Source organism: Colwellia sp. F1 (assembly GCF_056238625.1).
This window is the reverse complement of sequence record NZ_JBWDLI010000005.1, coordinates 212216-231557: the sequence shown is the minus strand read 5'-3', so window position 1 is coordinate 231557 and position 19342 is coordinate 212216. Positions and strand designations below refer to the sequence as shown.

Annotated in this window: 14 protein-coding genes; 6 read left to right on the top strand and 8 right to left on the bottom strand. The window is 39.8% G+C overall.

All coding sequences use genetic code 11. The features are described from left to right. The first annotated feature begins 82 nt into the window (after positions 1 to 82). Both AC0UA9_RS06775 and pulA read left to right on the top strand, forming a co-directional pair. On the top strand, positions 83 to 4009 hold the full coding sequence (locus AC0UA9_RS06775; RefSeq protein WP_475658734.1) for an alpha-1,6-glucosidase domain-containing protein: 3927 nt from the start codon (positions 83 to 85) through the stop codon (positions 4007 to 4009). Between the two features lie 190 nt (positions 4010 to 4199). Next, positions 4200 to 7073, top strand: a complete 2874-nt coding sequence (gene pulA / locus AC0UA9_RS06770) for a pullulanase-type alpha-1,6-glucosidase (RefSeq protein ID WP_475658732.1) — start codon at positions 4200 to 4202, stop codon at positions 7071 to 7073. Positions 7074 to 7108: 35 nt separating this feature from the next. Here the strand turns inward: pulA and AC0UA9_RS06765 are convergent, their stop codons facing one another. Beyond that, positions 7109 to 7996: a 1-acyl-sn-glycerol-3-phosphate acyltransferase gene (locus tag AC0UA9_RS06765; RefSeq protein ID WP_475658730.1), complete on the bottom strand. Its 888-nt coding sequence runs from the start codon at positions 7994 to 7996 to the stop codon at positions 7109 to 7111. Positions 7997 to 8143: 147 nt separating this feature from the next. Between AC0UA9_RS06765 and AC0UA9_RS06760 the strand changes: the two genes are divergently transcribed. The 4 genes from AC0UA9_RS06760 to panP all read left to right on the top strand — a co-directional run bounded on the left by AC0UA9_RS06760 (position 8144) and on the right by panP (position 12520). After that, the gene (locus AC0UA9_RS06760; protein ID WP_475658728.1) at positions 8144 to 9130 is read left to right on the top strand and encodes an ABC transporter ATP-binding protein; all 987 of its coding nucleotides are present in this window, start codon (positions 8144 to 8146) and stop codon (positions 9128 to 9130) included. Position 9131: 1 nt separating this feature from the next. Further along, positions 9132 to 9896 (top strand): ABC transporter permease, encoded by a 765-nt coding sequence (locus AC0UA9_RS06755; protein WP_475658726.1) that lies wholly within the window; start codon positions 9132 to 9134, stop codon positions 9894 to 9896. A gap of 14 nt (positions 9897 to 9910) precedes the next feature. Continuing rightward, a complete protein-coding gene (gene trmB, locus AC0UA9_RS06750) occupies positions 9911 to 10654 on the top strand; it encodes a tRNA (guanine(46)-N(7))-methyltransferase TrmB (protein ID WP_475658723.1) in 744 nt (247 codons plus the stop codon). A 213-nt stretch (positions 10655 to 10867) separates the two neighbouring features. Next, on the top strand, positions 10868 to 12520 hold the full coding sequence (gene panP / locus AC0UA9_RS06745) for a pyridoxal-dependent aspartate 1-decarboxylase PanP (protein WP_475658720.1): 1653 nt from the start codon (positions 10868 to 10870) through the stop codon (positions 12518 to 12520). Between the two features lie 4 nt (positions 12521 to 12524). Here panP and AC0UA9_RS06740 read toward each other — a convergent pair whose 3' ends face one another. The 7 genes from AC0UA9_RS06740 to AC0UA9_RS06710 form a co-directional block, all read right to left on the bottom strand. After that, positions 12525 to 13652 carry an ABC transporter substrate-binding protein gene (locus AC0UA9_RS06740; RefSeq protein WP_475658718.1) on the bottom strand — a complete coding sequence of 376 codons (1128 nt, stop codon included), beginning with the start codon at positions 13650 to 13652 and terminating at the stop codon, positions 12525 to 12527. A gap of 47 nt (positions 13653 to 13699) precedes the next feature. Continuing rightward, positions 13700 to 14554 (bottom strand): pantoate--beta-alanine ligase, encoded by an 855-nt coding sequence (gene panC / locus AC0UA9_RS06735; RefSeq protein WP_475658715.1) that lies wholly within the window; start codon positions 14552 to 14554, stop codon positions 13700 to 13702. Between the two features lie 99 nt (positions 14555 to 14653). Next, a complete protein-coding gene (gene panB, locus AC0UA9_RS06730; RefSeq protein ID WP_475658712.1) occupies positions 14654 to 15448 on the bottom strand; it encodes a 3-methyl-2-oxobutanoate hydroxymethyltransferase in 795 nt (264 codons plus the stop codon). A gap of 185 nt (positions 15449 to 15633) precedes the next feature. Beyond that, positions 15634 to 16128: a 2-amino-4-hydroxy-6-hydroxymethyldihydropteridine diphosphokinase gene (gene folK, locus AC0UA9_RS06725; RefSeq protein WP_475658709.1), complete on the bottom strand. Its 495-nt coding sequence runs from the start codon at positions 16126 to 16128 to the stop codon at positions 15634 to 15636. An 11-nt stretch (positions 16129 to 16139) separates the two neighbouring features. Next, entirely contained in the window at positions 16140 to 17468 is a 1329-nt protein-coding gene (gene pcnB / locus AC0UA9_RS06720; RefSeq protein ID WP_475658839.1) for a polynucleotide adenylyltransferase PcnB, read from the bottom strand. 431 nt (positions 17469 to 17899) lie between these two features. After that, positions 17900 to 18580, bottom strand: coding sequence for an SDR family oxidoreductase (locus tag AC0UA9_RS06715; protein ID WP_475658706.1), 681 nt, complete (start codon positions 18578 to 18580; stop codon positions 17900 to 17902). Positions 18581 to 18706: 126 nt separating this feature from the next. Continuing rightward, positions 18707 to 19321 carry a flavin reductase family protein gene (locus tag AC0UA9_RS06710; RefSeq protein WP_475658702.1) on the bottom strand — a complete coding sequence of 205 codons (615 nt, stop codon included), beginning with the start codon at positions 19319 to 19321 and terminating at the stop codon, positions 18707 to 18709. Positions 19322 to 19342 lie beyond the last annotated feature (21 nt).

Genomic DNA, 19342 nt, shown 5'->3' with positions numbered 1-19342 from the left:
ATTGAATACGTATGCAGTGACTGTCTAAAAAACTATCAAGTCATTATGTTTAAAAAAAACACATAATAAAAAGGAATAAATTTTGACAGTAATAAAGTACGTTCAATACCTAATGGTTATTTTGGTCATCAGCAGTATAGTTGCCTGCGGTGGCTCTGAACAGCAAGCAAGCGCGATCCTACCTGAAGCAGATACCTTGCCGCCCGAGCCTGTAGTTACCCCAGGTGACAATGAAGTGGTTATTTTTTATAACCACTTAGGCGATAATAAAGCCGGTTGGGGGTTACATTTATGGGCTGATGATACTTGCACAGCTTATGGTGGATCCGACACCGACTGGGCTAAGCCGCAAGAAAAGTCGGGGGATGATCCAAACTATGGCGCCTATTGGGTTGTTAACTTAAAAAGTGATTTTGCCACGTCAGACTGTGTTAATTACATTATGCATAACGGGGATAACAAGGCACCTAACGAAGCTGATCAACAGGCAGCCTTGTCTGGTAAACGTATGTTTTGGTTACTTGATGGTATTAGCGAAGTCTTCACAGAGCCAACATTACCGCCTTCAGGGGTGCTCATTAAAAACATTGCCGCACACTGGGCAACACTTACTACGGTGTTTTGGCAGGTTGACGCAACTCATACTGCCAAGGTAAGGGTATATAGCGCAGATGTTAATGATTTAGGCTTTGATGGTAATACAGGCATAAGCGGTGATAATTTTATTGAATTTTTTCCCGTAGCGAATACGGCTAATGCCTTAGGTATACCCCGTTATAATGGGCTTAATGCATTTGAAGCCTCTAACCCAAATAGCGTTAAGGCAAAACAAATGCTAAGGGGAAAATTATTAGCGATAGCCTATGATGTAGAAAATAAGGTCATTGATGCAACCTATGTGCAAACACCTCGCGTGCTAGATGCACTTTATACTACAGGTAATAACGATGCTGATGAAGCCGCGTTAGGCTTAAGCTATAGTGCTAATGATATAACTGCCCGTGTTTGGGCGCCAACGGCACAGCAAGTTTGGTTAAATATTTATAACAGTGCCAAAGTCTTACAAAGTAGAGAAACGATGAACTTTGACAGCACGCGTGGTATTTGGTCTCTCGCAACACCTATAACTAACGACAGGTTGTTTTATCGTTATGAACTGACTGTTTATCATCATCAAAGCCAGCAGTTTGAGACGATTTTAACCACAGACCCTTACTCAGTGTCACTGGCAACTAACGGTAATTATTCGCAATTTGTTAACCTGGCTGATGCTGACTTAAAGCCCACTAACTGGGACTCTCATGTGGTACCCGTGATTGATGATATTGAAGATGCCATCATTTACGAAGGCAATGTGCGCGACTTTAGTGTGCGTGATGAAAGCACTAGTGAGGCTAACAGAGGAAAATATTTAGCGTTTACTGAAAGTAACTCAGCGCCAGTTAATCACCTAAAAACCTTAGTTGCAGCAGGTTTAACTCACTTTCAAGTGTTGCCTGTTAACGATATTGCCAGTATTGAAGAAGACTTTAGCAAACAAATAAACTTAACAAACACAGTGGCAGAGCTTTGTGCCATTAGTGCAGACGCGCCTGTATGTGGCACAGCAGGTGCGGTTACCGACACAGCAGCAACTTTATTGTCAGTGTTTGCAGGTTATGACACCACAACAGCGCAAGCTAAAACATTAACCGAAGCAATGAAAGACCTTGATGGTTATAACTTTGGTTATGATCCTCAGCATTTTAATGTGCCCGATGGCAGTTTTTCTTCTAATGCTGATGGCGTTAGCCGGATTGTCGAGATGCGTGCCATGATTAAAGCCTTACATGATATGGGACTAAGAGTGTCATTAGATGTGGTTTATAATCATACTAACGCGTCTGGCCTTTGGAATAGCTCAGTACTTGATAAAATTGTGCCAGGGTATTACTACCGCCGAGATTTGACGACAGGGCAGGTGCGTAATGAAACCTGTTGTCAAGATACGGAAACTGAGCACCGAATGATGGAAAAGTTAATGACCGACTCCTTAGTACAATGGGCGAGTGCCTATAAGTTTGACGCATTTCGTTTTGATATTATGGGCAGTCATGCTAAAAGCTCTATTATTAATGCTCGTGCTGCTGTACAAGCGGTTGATGCAGATACGTATTTTTATGGTGAAGGCTGGCCTCGCTCAAATCAAGGGTATGAACAGGCAGGGCAAAATGAAATGGCAGGCTCAGAAATAGGCACCTTTAATGATAGGCCGCGTGATGTTATTCGTGGCGCTTCTTTATTTAATGAAGCTGCAAGCCTACATGAGCAAGATATTATGCGTTTAGGGCTAGCGGGCACCTTGCAAGATTATCAGTTACAAAATAAAGCAGGGGTTATTGAGTCAGGAAAAAACTTTTCACAACAAGCATACGCCAAAGATCCAGCAGATATTATCAACTATGTTTCTAAACATGACGGCTCAACCTTGTGGGATAAACTGCAATACGGTTTATCGCATGATATGTCGGTTGACGACAGGGTACGCGCACAAAACATAGCGATTACCATGCCAATACTAAGCCAAGGTATTCCTTTTTTACAAATGGGTGGTGATTTCATTCGTTCAAAATCAATGGACAAAAACAGTTACAACAATGGTGATTGGTTTAACTTAGTCGATTTTACTAAAAATACTAACAACTGGAATGTCGGCTTGCCAGTAGAGATAGACGAGGGCAAAACGGTTGATGAGGTAAAAGCAATTATTGCCAATGTTGAAACATCAGTACAAGCGCGTCATATTGATTTTGCAAGCCAAGTGTTTAGCGAGTTTTTGGCTATTCGCCATAGCAGCAAGTTATTTAGATTAACCACAGCGCAAGCTATTTATGATCGTGTGGGGTTTCATAATACAGGGAGTAATCAAATCAAAGGCTTAATTGTAATGAGCATTGATGATGGTATTGAACACATCCCTAAACTGACTGATCTCGATGCAAATTTTGATGCTATTGTAGTGGTCATTAATGGCACAAGTCAGGAACAATCTTATACCGTACCAACGGCAACAGGTTTTGAATTACACCCCATACAACAAGCATCGGTTGATAGTCGGGTGCAAACTGCAAGCTTTAGCGTTGGTGCAACTGACGGTACTTTTACCGTACCTGCATTAAGCACAGCGGTTTTTGTTAAACCGCAAGGTGTTAGCCAAGGCACAGGCTTGTCGGCAGGCGCAACACGTGATGCACCTGATATAGCGCCTTATGGCAATAATACACTTTACCTTCGTGGTTCAATGAACAATGATGGTCATAGTGGTTTTACGGCGGCAGATACTTTCACCTATGAGGGCAATGGTGTGTATAGTTTAACAACGCAACTTCCACAAGGAACACACAGCTTTGCACTTACTTCAATTAACGCTGTTGCTGTTAACTTAGGTTTTAGCGATGTAAATATTAGCGCACACTCAATTGCTATGGCCAACCGCAGTAATCGTCTCAATTTTACAACCAGCACCCGTGGGAGCTTTACTTTTACTCTTGATGCAACAAGTGCTACGCCAGTTTTAACGGTTAATAGCGTTGCCCCTACAGTGGATTGTAATCACTTGCCTGATACAACAGACGCTATACCATTTACAATTGCGGGTGATGGTCAGTTATACGTGAAAGGTGATCATAGCGGTTGGAACGCGGAAGAAGCATATCGGTTGCACTACAAAGGCAATAATGTTTATCAAGCTGTTGCTGATGTTGAGGGGGCAATGCAGTTTAAGTTGGCCTCAAGCGATGGTGCTTGGACAACCCAGTTATGGGCACAGGCAAAGGGCAGTAATGATATTAACCTAGCTGATTTAACACTGGGTGTTCGTTATGCAGTTGCATACCAAAACGCAGGAACTAACAATAATAAAACTCGGTTAGTTGCAGGGAAGTATAGCTTTTTATTGACATTAAATGAAGAAAACCCTGAGGAAGGTTTTAACGTAGGTAGCTTGATTATTCAACAATGCCAACTATAGCGCACAAGCGCCTGTAACGATTGTTAGCTTACATTAATTATTAGTGTAAATTAGCCCTGCTTAACCTTGTTTTTACTTAACGAGGTTAAGCTAATAAATTGAATACGTATGCAATTTATCGAAACTAGTTTGTTTATCGGTGCCAAACAAGTAAGTTAATCACAACACTAAATTGACTAGACTTATTATTATGAAAAAGCACAATAACTTACTTTTTATTTATTTAATGTTAAGCATACCTAGCTTGTTAACCGCATGTGGTAACCCTACTCAAAATCAAGATTTACACTTGCTCGAGGCAAAGCAAAGCTTAAAAAATCACAATGATTTAATTCAGCAGGCAACTGATAGTGCCGCGCATTGGTTAACACCAGATATCCTCGTGCTGCCAAGATCTAACAGCGCTGGCAGTTACCAGTTAGTCAATACCAGTACCACGACAGAGGGTATTACAACGCAAGCGTTAGTCTCGACTGATTTTCCGGTGTCATTAGCTGAAAAATATCCCCACCTTGCAGACTTTCAAGCTTATAAGGTAGATTTGCCTGCTGCTCAAATAAAAAGCTGGCTAAAACAGCAAATAATAGTAGTTGCACTTAATAGCAAACAGCAAGCACAACAGGTTTCTTTTATTCAAGCAGGGGCGGTGTTAGATGCCCTTTATACAGCAGGCGAAAATGACGCCAATGAAGAAGCACACTTAGGCGCAACGATCACAGAGCAAGGTGTTAGTTTTAAGTTATGGGCGCCAACCGCACAAAAAGTTGAGCTGTTACTTTTTAACGACGACTTGTCGCCTGCTAAGGCGGGTAGCTTAGCTATGCTTGAAGATACTCATACGGGTATTTGGTCTGTGGTGGGCGATAATTCACTTAATGGTGCCTACTACCAATATAAAATCACTGTATATCATCCAGCGTCTAGAAAAATTGAAACGCTTATTACAACAGACCCTTACTCACTTAGCTTGTCAGTTAATAGTAAGTACTCACAAGTTGTAGATTTAGACAATGCGGCAACTCAGCCCGAAAATTGGCAAAATCATACCGTGCCTACCGTTGAAAATGTCGAAGATAATATTTTCTATGAAATCCATATTCGTGATTTTAGCGCTGATGATAGCGCGTTATCTAATCACGCTTTTCGTGGTAAATACCAAGCCTTTAGTGAACAAAACTCCAACGGTATTCAACATTTAAAAGCGCTAAAAAAAGCAGGTTTAAATAATATCCATTTACTGCCCACTTATGATCTAGCGACTATTAACGAGGACCCTACACAAGTAATAGATATCAATGACACAATCGCGCAAGTAAAAGCTAAAGTATGTGCCCTGACGCTAGCAACGACCATACCAACCCTAACAATTTGCACTGCTAATTTCGCAGATGTTCCTGATTTTAGCGAGCAGAAAAGCTTAAAATCATTACTGGCTAGTTTTGATGTTAATGGCGCAGATGCGCAAAAAATAGTAAGCGAACTACGCCAGTTTGACCAGTTTAACTGGGGGTATGATCCTTTTCATTACACAGTACCAGAGGGTAGTTATGCCGTTAACCCAAAGGGTGTAAGCCGTTTAGTTGAATTTAGAGAAATGGTGCAAAGCATTCACAATTTAGGCTTTCGCGTTATTATGGATGTAGTTTATAACCATACCTATCAATTTGGTTTAAACGAAAAATCAGTACTAGATAAAATTGTGCCTAATTACTATCACCGTCTTAATGTGATTACCGGTGAAGTTGAGCAGTCTACTTGTTACACCTGTGGCAATACAGCAACAGAGCGTGTAATGATGGCAAAATTGATGACAGACTCACTTGTTACTTGGGCACGAGACTATAAAATAGATGGTTTTCGTTTTGACTTAATGGGGCATCAAACGAAAGCGTCTATGTTAGCTGCGCGAGCAGCGGTACGTGCAGTAGACCCCGATACTTATTTTTATGGTGAAGGTTGGAATTTTGGCGAGGTTGCTAATAACCAGCGCTTTGTCCAAGCAAGCCAATTAGAGCTTGGTGGCACTGACATTGGCACCTACAGTGATAGATTACGCGATGCCGTGCGTGGTGGCGGCAATAACACGCGGGATACACAAGGGCTTGGTAATGGCTTATTTATTTTACCGAATGAAAAACAGGTTAAGGGCACTCAAGCTAACGGGAATATTGAACAAGGCCGTGCTGACTATGATTTACGTATGGACCAATTGCGCGTTGGTTTAGCGGGTAACTTAGCGCATTTTCCATTAAAGGTCATTAAGGGGGAAGTGTTATTAGGTAAACACATTCCTTATGGCGATCAACCCACAGGTTATGCGTTAGATCCCGCCGAAACCATTAACTATGTTTCCAAGCATGACAACCAAACGTTGTGGGATAACAGTCAATATCGTTTACCCTTTGATGTTAGCACCAATGACAGGGTGAGAATGCATTTACAAAGTTTGTCGTTCACACTGTTCGCCCAAGGCATTCCATTTTTGCATATGGGGAGTGAGTTTATGCGCTCAAAGTCTTTTCTGCGCGACAGTTATGATTATGGCGACTGGTTTAATCGTGTCGACTTTAGTAAGCAAAATAATTATTACAATGTCGGCTTACCCCCAGCAGATAAAGATCAAGATAATTGGCCATTGATTAAAGCGGTACTTAAAGGGCATCAAGGCCGTGATCATGTGCAGGAAAAACACATTAAATTTAGCGCAAAAGTATTTAAAGAAATGCTAGCAATACGCATGAGTTCTCCCTTATTTAGGTTAACAACGGCAAAGGATATAATCGACAAAGTGAGCTTTTTAAATACCAACAATGAACAATTGGGTTTGTTAGTGATGAAATTGGATGATACCCAAGGCGATTCAGTTGATGATAAGCTTAACAGCGTGGTTGTTATTTTTAATACCAGCGCCCAAGCACAAACCTTTGCCTACCCACAAGCGAGTAGTTATCAACTTCACTCGATACAAAAAAATAGTGTCGACGCCATAGTAAAACAAAGCACAACAAACCAAACAGGCTTTAGAGTACCTGCTTTATCCAGTGTTGTGTTTGTTAAGCAGTAGGTGCCCACTGATTGTAAAGGTTTGTCTCTAACTTGCTAAGGAGTCATTGCTGGTGCTAAGTGTAAAAAATAACCTTTGCCAGCAATCGTGAGCTGATAAGTGCTTTCATTTGCCTTATTAGGCTCACGGCTTTTCTCTAATAAACCTTTCTCAATTAACAGAGTCAGCATATTGCTTGAGAGCTGAGCCAGCTTGGCTTTGGCGCTTATTTCGACTGCAGTCGCGACTCCCTTTACAGCGTAGAGCGCGCGAATAATAGCAATTTCCGTTTCAGAAACAATGGGAAGCGCACCAGTGTAGGGAGGATATTGGTCGTTAGGAAACTTGCCATGAACCGTATTATAAGAAGCTTGCATGGCTTCAATATCATTGTGTTTATTTCCCGTTAATGTGAATGTGTGAAACACACCCGTTTCTTTACTTTGGTAGTCTACTTTGGCAAGAAATATGGGTAAGTTGCATGCTAGGGCGAGATGATAAAAACCTGTACGCCACTTTTTTACTGCGCCACGTGTGCCTTCTGGCGTAAAAAGAAAAAATATTCGCTGGTTTACTGTTGAGCTAGCTTTTTGTGATTCAATAAAAGCCTTGATTTGCTCTACTTGTCCTTGTGAGGAGCGATCAATGGGGATTGCACCTAACCACATTAGCCACGTACCTAAAACAGGGACTTTACATAAACTGTTTTTAATCGAAAAGTATATTTTAACATCTTGCAATATAGCGGCACCAAGGGCGTAGATAAAGTCCCAGTTTGAGGTGTGAGGTGCAGCAATTGTTACGCCTGCCCCTTCAGGGGGGATGGCGCATAATTTCCAACCAGATAAGTTAAACCATAATTTGAATACAGATTTCAAGCAGTATTTGGTGAATATACCGTCAAAAATAGTTTTTTCGCGAATTGCGAGTGATTTTTTAGTCATAAGTCACATCGAAAGATGTATGAGTAGTAATTAATGGTATTATAACAGTTATTTTTCAATAGATTCCTACGCTGGTTGAAATTATAATTAATAGCACCATATCGATTACCCAGCTCCTTTTTATTTATCAACATCTAAGGTAAATTTATGACTAGTGCAGTAGCCGCCAATACCTTACAAACTAACGCTTTAGAGATCAGTGCTCTTGCTAAAACCTACAAAGGTGGCTTTCAAGCCCTTAAAGGTATTAATTTAACTGTTAAACAAGGTGATTTTTTTGCATTACTTGGCCCTAATGGTGCCGGTAAATCTACCACAATAGGTGTCATAACCTCCTTGGTGAATAAAACACGCGGACAAGTAAAAGTTTACGGTTATGATATTGATACTGACTTAGAAAAAGCAAAATCTTATATTGGGCTAGTGCCACAAGAGTTTAACTTTAGTCAGTTTGAACCCTTAATGAATATTTTGGTCAATCAGGCTGGTTATTATGGTGTTGACAAAAAAACAGCAATAGTACGAGCTGAAAAGTACTTAAAGCAACTTTCGCTATGGGACAAGCGTAATGCGCCAGCGCGTGAGTTATCGGGTGGTATGAAACGCCGGTTAATGATTGCACGTGCACTCATGCATGAGCCACAAATGCTTATTTTAGACGAGCCAACAGCGGGTGTTGATATAGAAATACGTCGCGGCATGTGGGATTTCTTACAAACCTTAAACAAGCAAGGCATTACCATTATTTTAACCACCCACTACTTAGAAGAAGCTGAAAGCCTTTGCCGTAATATTGCAATCATTGACGGCGGTGAAATTGTAGAAAATACCAGCATGAAAGGTTTATTAGCACAGCTAGACGGTGAAACTTTTGTTTTAGACCTGTCCCCATTTACAGGAAACATAACTTTAACAGATATAAATTTTCGTGTGATTGATGATCACACCTTAGAGGTTGACTTGCAAAAAACACAAAACTTAAATTCAGTGTTTGAGCAATTATCTACTCAAGGCGTTGAAGTGTTAAGTATGCGTAATAAAAGTAATCGTTTAGAAGCACTTTTTGTTAACTTAATTACGAGCAATACCCCCACGAACAAATCGAACGTTGAATCAGGAAAAGTGAGCAAATAAGATGAACAATACGATTGCCTTAAAAAGTATCTTAAATAAAGAAATTCAACGCTTTATGCGAATTTGGGTGCAAACGTTAGTACCACCTGCAATTACAATTAGCCTTTATTTTGTGATTTTTGGCTCATTAATAGGTTCACGTATTGGTGAAATGGACGGTTTTGGTTACATGTCTTTTATTGTACCAGGCTTAATTATGATGAGTGTAATTACTAATTCATATTCTAATGTGGCGTCATCATTTTTTAGTGCAAAATGGCAGCGTAACGTTGAAGAAATGTTGGTTGCTCCTGTGCCAAACTGGGTTATTGTTGCTGGCTATGTTGGAGGTGGCATGGCCAGGGGGATGTTAGTGGGTATTATTGTTACACTCGTTTCATTACTTTTTGTTGATATACAAATACATAATATTTGGGTGATTATTGCTACCGTGTCATTAACATCTGCAACCTTTGCTTTGGGTGGTTTGATTAATGCTATTTTTGCACGATCTTTTGACGATATATCAATAATTCCTACCTTTATTTTAACCCCTTTAACCTACCTTGGGGGAGTGTTTTATTCTATCAGCTTATTACCAGATTTTTGGCAAGGCGTTTCTCAGGCCAATCCAATTGTTTACATGGTAAATGCTTTTCGGTACGGTTTTTTAGGTATATCGGATGTGAGCATAGTGACAGCGTTTGTGGTCATTGGTTGCTTTATTATTAGCTTATTTACTATTGCTATGACCCTTATTAATAAAGGCATTGGCCTGCGCAGTTAACGGCGATGATTTTTATGAAAAAAAATACTCAAATCACTACCAATGCTCACTTACATGCAGATACCCCAACAGGTGATTCTAAAACAATCATCACCAATCAACAGGGTATACATGAAAAGCTTGACGAAGTGGTGCAGAGGCATTTATTACATCCCTTTCAAAAACCCTACCAAGTGCATACACAAAACGCATTTAATGAAGTTAATCAGCGTGTACAGGCGTTTATCGCTAACAAGCCAAATGGCAAGATAATCCTTGACTCTTGCTGTGGTGTTGGGCAAAGCACACGTTTATTGGCAAAAATGCACCCAGATACTTTAGTGATTGGGGTCGATAAGTCAGCCAGTCGTATCGATCGGAAGGTGGAAGGCTTTTCTGCAGAAGATGGCTTCCAAATGGATAACTTTCATTTGGTTAGGGCTGATTTAAATGACTTTTACCGGCTAGTAAAAAGTGCCAATTGGCCGCTGATTACACACTATATTTTGTATCCTAACCCGTGGCCTAAATCAAAGCATTTACAACGTCGTTGGCATGGAAGCGCTGTGTTCCCAACGTTGATCTCTTTAGGTGAAGAAATTATTTTACGTAGCAACTGGTTGCTATATTTACAAGAGTTTCAGCAAGCGGCTAAACAGGTGAACTTAGTCGGTAATATCACTAAAGTTGCTATTGAAGCGCAACCACTAACGCCTTTTGAAGCGAAATACCAAGCCAGTGGGCAAAACTGTTGGCAGCTAAGCTTATTGGCTTCTTAGTGTGTAATAGCAGCTTGTAACAAACCAACTTAAGCAATCGTCACTTTACGGTGATGATAATACGCGCAGCCAAAGGTACAGTACTGAATAGCGTGAGCGTATTTGTTGACTAATCTTCATTATTCACTGTCTTTATTTTAATAATAGAAGACATTTGACTGTTTTTTTATTAAAGTTCATTGCTTAATTGACTCTACCTTTGAATGAACTCGTATGACGACGGCTAAGCGTAAAGCCCAAGCAACACCTGAAGCGCTACATCGGATTTTTACCCTTGCGGAAAAACCTGATTCTACTTTAGGGGGCATTGAACAAGAAATGTCTCAGAACCTGATTGGTTTTTTGAATAATCATATTGTTGCTAGCAAAAATGCATTAACAGACATTGAACAAGACTTTGTTTGCTCGCGAATACCTGAGCAGCCTGAGTTTGTTTCTGATCATATGCGCCACTTATTAGATAAGTTAGTCTCACAATCCGTACACACTGCTAGCCCTACTTTCATTGGTCATATGACTTCGGCATTACCCGCCTTTATCCTCCCTTTATCTAAACTGATGGTTGGCCTTAATCAGAATTTAGTGAAAGTAGAGACCTCAAAAGCTTTTACTCCCCTTGAGCGTCAAGTTGTTGGCATGATGCACAATTTAGTATACCAAGAAGCAGAAAGCTTTTATCAGGCTTGGATGCACAGCCCTGAACACTCTTTAGGGGCATTTTGCTCTGGTGGTACAGTGGCTAATATTACTGCACTTTGGGTAGCTCGTAATAAGTTGTTAAAGGCAGATGGTAGGTTTAAGGGGGTTTCACGTGCGGGCTTGTTCTCTGCCTTACAACACTATGGCTACCAAGGCCTGGTTATTCTTGTTTCAGAGCGTGGCCATTATTCATTAAAGAAGTCTGCTGACATTCTTGGTATTGGTCAAGACAATGTTATTGCCATTGAAACCGATGAAAATAATAAAATAAACACGCAAAAATTAGCGCAAAAATGTCAAGAATTACAACAAAACAATATTAAAGTGTTAGCCATTGTAGGCGTAGCTGGCACCACAGAAACTGGCAATGTTGACCCGCTTAATAAAATGGCAGACATTGCTAAACAATATCAGTGTCATTTTCATGTTGATGCCGCCTGGGGAGGAGCAACATTATTGTCTAATAAACATAAATATTTACTCGACGGCATAGGGCGTGCAGACTCTGTCACCATTGATGCACACAAACAAATGTATGTACCTATGGGGGCAGGTATTGTTTTATTCAAAGACCCCACTTCGGTCACAAACATTAAACATCATGCCGAGTATATTTTACGCAAAGGCTCAAAAGACTTAGGCAGTAGTACCTTAGAAGGCTCTCGTTCTGGGATGGCAATGTTAGTCTATGCTAGCTTGCATATTATTAGCCGGCCAGGTTATGAAATGTTGATTAACCAAGCGATTGAAAAAGCAGAATATTTTGCTGAGCTTATCGAGCAACATAAGGACTTTGAATTAATTACCAAGCCTGAATTATGTTTATTGACTTATCGTTATGTGCCTAAAAAGGTGCAATGTTTTTTATATCAAGCAACTAAGCAACAACAGTCAGAAGTAAATGTTATTTTAGGAGAGTTGGCTCGGTTTATTCAAAAGCGTCAACGAGAAGATGGTAACTCCTTTGTATCGCGCACTCGTATCCAAGTAGCACGATATGGTGGTGAAAAGGTGATTGTTTTTCGGGTGGTATTAGCTAATCCGTTAACCAGTAAAGAAAACCTACATGATATACTTGCTGAACAATGTTTATTAGCACAAGAAAGCGAGGTTTTTTTGCCTAAATTGTTTAAAATAGCAGAGCAAACGCTGAAGCTAACCAAATAACAGCTTACTGTTTTTGCAGTGCGCTTAAAATATTGAGCGTATTAAATTCTTTTGGCTTGCTTTGTTTGGCAAAGGAAAAAATTGTAAAATTAACATCTTCCCAGTTGTTTTTCTCTGTTAGCGGCTGGTATTTATCTATATTGTCAATATCAATGACCTCTAGTAAATACCCTTTAAAATGACTAGCTCGATTAAAGTTGTCTATGCCATGGTGGTAATCAAATATTTTTATTAAGGCTCTTGCCCCTTGAAATATATGGCCACCCATAGAGGCGGTTAGCTGCTTTTTCTGTATTTGCTGTAAACCCGCTATTGACCAATCAAAGCCACCAATGACAACATCTTTGTTGGGTTGTAGTTGTAATTCATTAACTCCGGCTAATGCACCAAGTGCATTACTATCAGAGGCACACCAAATGATATCGGCATGACTATAACGTTCAACGAGTTTTAAAAACTTTTCTTTGGCAATTTCTTGATGCCACTTAGTGTAAACAACCTGTTTAACGTCAATAGCGTGTTGTTTTGAAAAATTTAAAAAGCCTTCAGTTCTTTGTTCTGAGCCGGAGTAAGAATCACCATTAATGCCAAACGCGACTAAGCTCTGTGCCGGTTTATTAAGTTTTACCTTGGCATGATTTAATAATGTTTGCGTTAGTAGTTCGCTGGCTTTAATATTATCAAAAAAAACTTCCCCAACCCAAAATTTAAACTTACCTAAGGGCTCACCAATTTTTTCTACATAAGCGCGTTGCTCGTATGTTCTCTCTAGGGTAACAAACGCTATTTTGGCTTGTTCAAGCTTGGTAAATATTTTTTCTATATTGCCACCAAATGGGATAAAGATAATATAGTCGGGTTTATTATCAGCAAGGATAATGGAGTCTATTAATTCATCAAGTAATATACGATTGCTCGCGTTATAGTGAATTTTTAAGTTTATGTTTAAATCATTCGCGCTGGCTTGGGCTATTGTGCTGACTTGTGACCAAAAAGGATCAGTTTGTGTTGATGAGGAAACAAGCACCACATTGATAGCGGTGCTATTAGGTATAGCATCAACTTGCTGCGCAGTATTGGCAGGATAAAGAAACAAATATAAAAAGCTAAAAAGTAATATTTTATTCAACATAAATACTTTATAGCATAGAATTTGTTAAAATAAATTAATAATGAGTATTATAAATTTACCGGTAAATTATCAATAAGTCTTGCTTTACCCAAGTAGGCTGCAGCTAAAATAACAATTTCTTTATCGTTAGGCGCCGCTGGTGCGAGTGTTTGTGCATGGCATAAATTTATATAGTCTGTTTTTAAGCCAGCAGTGTCGAGCTTTTCACTTGCCTGCATCACTAGCGCAGCATAGTCTCTAGCTTGATGGCTCATACGTAGTTGTTCACTTAACCATTGTAAGGTTTTGTATAATATCGGTGCGAGTGCTAATTCTTCCGGTGTTAAATAGCCATTCCGTGAGCTCATCGCTAAGCCTGATGTTTCACGAATTATTTCAACAGGAATAATCTCAACAGGCATAGATAAGTCTTCAACCATGGTTTTAATCACCTGAAGTTGTTGATAATCTTTTGAGCCAAAGCAGGCGACGTCAGGTTGTACTAGGTTAAATAACTTACAAACAACGGTTGCAACACCACGAAAATGTCCAGGGCGACTCGCACCACAGTACAAGCTTGAAATATTAGGTACTTCTACGTAACTATTATCGTTGAACCCTTTTGGGTAAATAATGCTTGCGGTTGGCGTAAATAGTAAATCAGTGTTGACTTGTAATAAACTTTCTTTGTCTTGCGCCAGGGTTCTTGGGTAGTTATCAATATCTTCACTTAAACCAAACTGCATTGGGTTAACAAAAATACTTACAATTACTTTGTCTGCATGGCGGTGCGCAGCTTTAACTAAGGCTAAGTGCCCCTCATGCAAATTGCCCATAGTGGGGACAAAGGCTATGGTTAAGCCTTGCATACGCCATGCCTTTACTTGTTCCCGTAACGCTTTAATGCTTTCAACTGTGTTCATGGTTTTCTCTTACCTAGTAGGCTTGTTGTTTTTTATTTTTAAATACAACAAGCCCATCTAATAGTTTTTCTTGGGTGCTAGTGAGAATAGAGCGTGTTGTTACTTAAACACATGCTCTTCACCGGGGAAGTTACCTTGAGAAACTTCACTAATGTATAGCTCAATTGCTTTTTTAATATCGCCGGTTTCTTTAATAAAGTTACGAGAAAACTTAGGCATATAACTGCAAGAAACACCTAAAGCATCGTGCATGACCAGTATCTGCCCATCAGTATCTTTTCCGGCTCCTATACCAATAGTTGGAATGGATACTGCTTCAGTTATGGCTTTGCCCAGCGAAGCAGGGATACATTCCAAAACTAATAATTGTGCGCCAGCAGCTTCTAGTGCTTGTGCATCAGCTATCATGTTTTGTGCTTGTGCTTCTGCGCGTCCTTGTACTTTGAAACCGCCAAATACATTGACTGATTGAGGGGTCAAACCTAAGTGAGCACAAACGGGAATTCCGCGTTCAACTAAGGCTTTTATAGTCGCAGTTAACCAATGACCGCCTTCCATTTTTACCATATTAGCACCAGATTGCATTAACTTTGTTGCATTAGTCAGTGCTTGCTCTGTGGTGGCATAAGTCATAAAAGGTAAATCAGCAATAATCAGGGTGTCTTCGACACCTCGGCTGACACATTGTGTGTGGTAAGCCATATCAACAATAGTAACAGGCAAGGTGTCGCTTTGCCCTTGTAATACCATACCTAAAGAATCGCCAATGAGTACCGCATGAATGCCAGCTTGGTCGAATAGCTTAGCAAAACTTGCATCATAGGCGGTTATGGTTGATATTTTTTCGCCTTGTTGCTTCATTTTTAACAAGGTGGAAGTCGTTATTTTAGCCATACAGTTATCAATTCATGTGTTGAGTTAAGGGTTGGGTTTAGTATTGAAACCTGAACTCGGCTTAATAATTATTTCAAGTAATTAAAAGCATCTTAAGCCGAGTTCAGGTTCTGGTATTAATTTGAGTAATTACTCGGTTGCGCTACTGTCGCACAAATATTTTTGTACTGCAATAACCTGTTTAGCTAACTTAGCTTGACCATGGCGTTGATTGCAATGTTTTGGCATAAAAGCGTTACACTTTGGCCATCAGGAAGTGTTAAGGTAGGGTTAATTTCAGCAAGGGGAATTAAAACAAACTCTCTTTTGGTCATACCATAATGAGGCACAGTCAAACGCGGTAAATTAATTGTTTCATTACCAAACAATAGGATATCGAGATCTAAAATACGCGCCCCCCACCGGTTTGCTTTGCGTACTCTGCCAAAGTCACTTTCAATAGCCTGTAAGTTATCTAAGAGTTTGATGGCAGGTAGTGATGTTTCAAGCGCTAAAACGGCGTTAATATAATCATCTTGATCCTGAGGACCCATTGGTTTACTCAGGTATAAAGATGAAACCGCGATTACGTTACTCAAGGCTATATCTTCAATGGCTTTAATCGCATTTTTTACTTGTGCTATCGGGTTAGATAAATTACTCCCTAAACCAATATAAGCAATTATGGGTGACGTTGTCATTTTCGTACTTATTACACTGCAGGTTTATGTGAAGGTTTGCGGCGCTTTCTTGGGGTGCGACGCTTATTCCCAGGAGCATATTTAATGTTTTTAACCATTTGCTCGCGGCCTTCTTGAGAAACGTTTTGAAAGTCAGTCCACCATTTGGCTAGCTCCGCTAAATGCTGATTAGCTGTTTCAGTCTCGGCACGTAATAATAGAAAATCATAGCCGGCTCTAAATTTAGGGTGGTCAAATGTTTTAAAAGCTTTTCTTCCTTCTCGGCGCGCCAATTTGTCTTGTAAAATCCAAATATCTTTCATCACACCTTGAAAACGTTTAGGTATGGCAATGCTCGCTTGTTGCTTTGGCATAATTTCACTTAAAGCGGCAAAAAAAGCATCTTGTGGTGAAAGTTGGCGACTGAGATTAATTTGCTTAATACAGTTTTGTAACGGATACCATAGCATAGCGGCAAATAAGAAAGCGGGAGTCACGCGTTGGTTGTTATTAATACGTGCATCAGTATTACTTAGTGCTTGAATAATAAAACGTTCAAGTTGCTCATGACAATTGTTTGGATCTTCTAAGGCTTGATCAACAATAGGGAAGAAAAATTTGAATAAATGGTAGTTACGTAGTTGTTCAAAATTAGCCACAGCTTTGCCTGATATAAACATTTTTAAAAACTCTTCAAACATTCTGGCCGCAGGTATATTTGCCATTAAAGGAGCAAGTGTTGTAATAGGTTGGCGTGTTTCTTGGGCTATCTGCATGTTAAGTTTAGTGGCAAAACGAATTGCACGCAGCATACGCACGGGATCTTCCCGATAACGCGTTTCAGGGTCGCCAATTAACCTAATTTTTTTGTCGGCGATATCTTTTACGCCGTTAGCAAAATCAATAACTTTAAAATCTTTGCTGGAGTAATACAGGGCATTTATTGTGAAATCTCGGCGCTGTGCATCTTCATCGATAGTACCGTAAATATTGTCACGCAAGAGCATGCCATCTTTATTTTGTTTTGATATTTTGGTATCGCTTTTATTTTTAGTATTTTCGCTTTCATGATGTCCACGGAAAGTGGCGACTTCAATAATTTCGCGGCCAAAAACAATATGGGCTAGACGAAATCGCCGACCAATTAAACGACAATTTCTAAATAAGGCTTTTATTTCATCTGGCGTTGCATTTGTTGCAATGTCAAAGTCTTTAGGTGCTAGCCCGAGCAAAATATCTCGGACACCACCACCAACAAGGTAAGCGTCAAAGCCGCCTTTGTTCAAGCGGTGTAGAACTTTAAGGGCATTGGGGCTTATTAATTGGCGTGATACTGGGTGCTGTTCGCGTGTGAGTACAATAGGTTGTTCAAGTGTGGTAACTGGGTTAGTAACGGTTTTCTTTTTACTGCTATTTTTAGCAAAAACCTTTTTACATAAATTAATGACGCGTTTGATAATCGCAAACCTTTTATTATGAGTAGAAAAACAGATGGAAAGTTATCTGATTAGATAAGTGCAATGATATAACAATCCACGAAAAAAGAGAATGAAAAAGCAGCGTTTTTTATTGTGAGATGCCCCACCAGTAAACTGGTTAATTGTAACGCTACTGTGTTCAGTACTTGGCTTAAGCTAAGCTAACTTGGTAGAGTATTCATTACCATTAAAAAAAAGCAAGGAAAAATTCGCACCAACCGAATTTTCTCAACAGAACATTGAATGTTACTGCCTACAATGAAACAGCAAAAAATGGGTGTTAAGTTGAAACCTTGCTTATCTATTAACGCTGTTTACCAAGGTAATATTTCACCATTAGCGTGTTTAAACACTCCAGAATCTTGTAGGGTTAAGTCATCCATCAAGCCGATGAGTCTTTGGGCTGAAGTATCAGCACTAATATCGCCATTACTGGTACTACCTCGGGTATTGACCATGTCAGTTTTAACATAGCCGGGGTGATAGATACCTACGGCGACTTGGTCGTATTTTAAGTCATGTGCCAAAGATACAGCACCGATATTTAATGCTGCTTTTGACATTCTATAACCATAACGTCCACCAGAGGTGTTATCGGTTACCGAGCCCATTCTTGAGGTAATAAAAGCAATTTTGCTACCAGCAGTAAAATTTGACAAAAGTGCTTGAGTAAACGCAAGAGGAGCTAAAGCATTAACCATAAACTGCTCTGTAATTGTGTCTTGGTTGAATTGACTTAAGCTTTCATCACGGAGAATGCCAGCGTTGTTAATTAATAAGTCAATTTTGTGGTCTTTGAGCACCAACAATGCCTTTTGAATACCTGACTCCGTTGCTATATCAACACCTTCGACAATATTTACTTTAAGCGCATTTAGTTCAGCAGAGCTTTTTCTGCATAAAGCATAAACGATATCACCGCGAGATTGATAGATTCTTGCCATGGCAAGGCCAATACCTCGGTTCGCGCCGGTAATTACTACTGTTTTAGTCATTTTGTTTCCTTTTAATTTATCGCATTCTCACGCACGATAGGCGTGTTTTGTATTTTGCCATTTATACTGTGTATACACTAGTGCTGCGATTGAATGATGTAGGCATGCATGTAGATTAAAGTAGCACTACTTGGGCCGGGTAATAGTAAATGGCTTGCCAATTGTAGCATATTCATTACCACCAAGACGCGCTAAGGGCTGTACTTTGTTGGCGTGTACTTTGATACGCTGTTTGCTATCAATCTCAACGACCTTGTCATTAATATAAACTTGTTTAACCTCAACAAAAATTAAACGCTGGGGTAGATCACCTAATTCTTTAATTTCATATAGTTCACAGCCATAGGCAATATCACATTGTGTTAATCTTGGCAGTGCAAAATTGTTAAAAGCCGTTGTCGCTATACCAGCACTTGTCAGCTCTGATTGGCCATGAGCTAAAGTTTGTGATGTTTGCGTGACTAACTCCGCCTGTTGTGTTGAAGCAATGTGAATGACGATCTTTTTATTGTTGAGAATATTGACCAAGGTGTCTTTATCATCACCGTTAGGCTTTTTCCCAACTGATAACATAAGGAGTGCCGGCGCACTTGATACGGCGGTAAAGTATGAAAAAGGAGCGAGGTTAAAAGAATCATTACCTGAGTCAGTTAACGCCCAGGCTATAGGGCGTGGGATAATGGTTTGTGTCATTAGGTGATAACGCTGGTTAGCGCTAAAATCAGCAAAGTTTATGTTCATAGTGGTCCATTGATAGCTTTG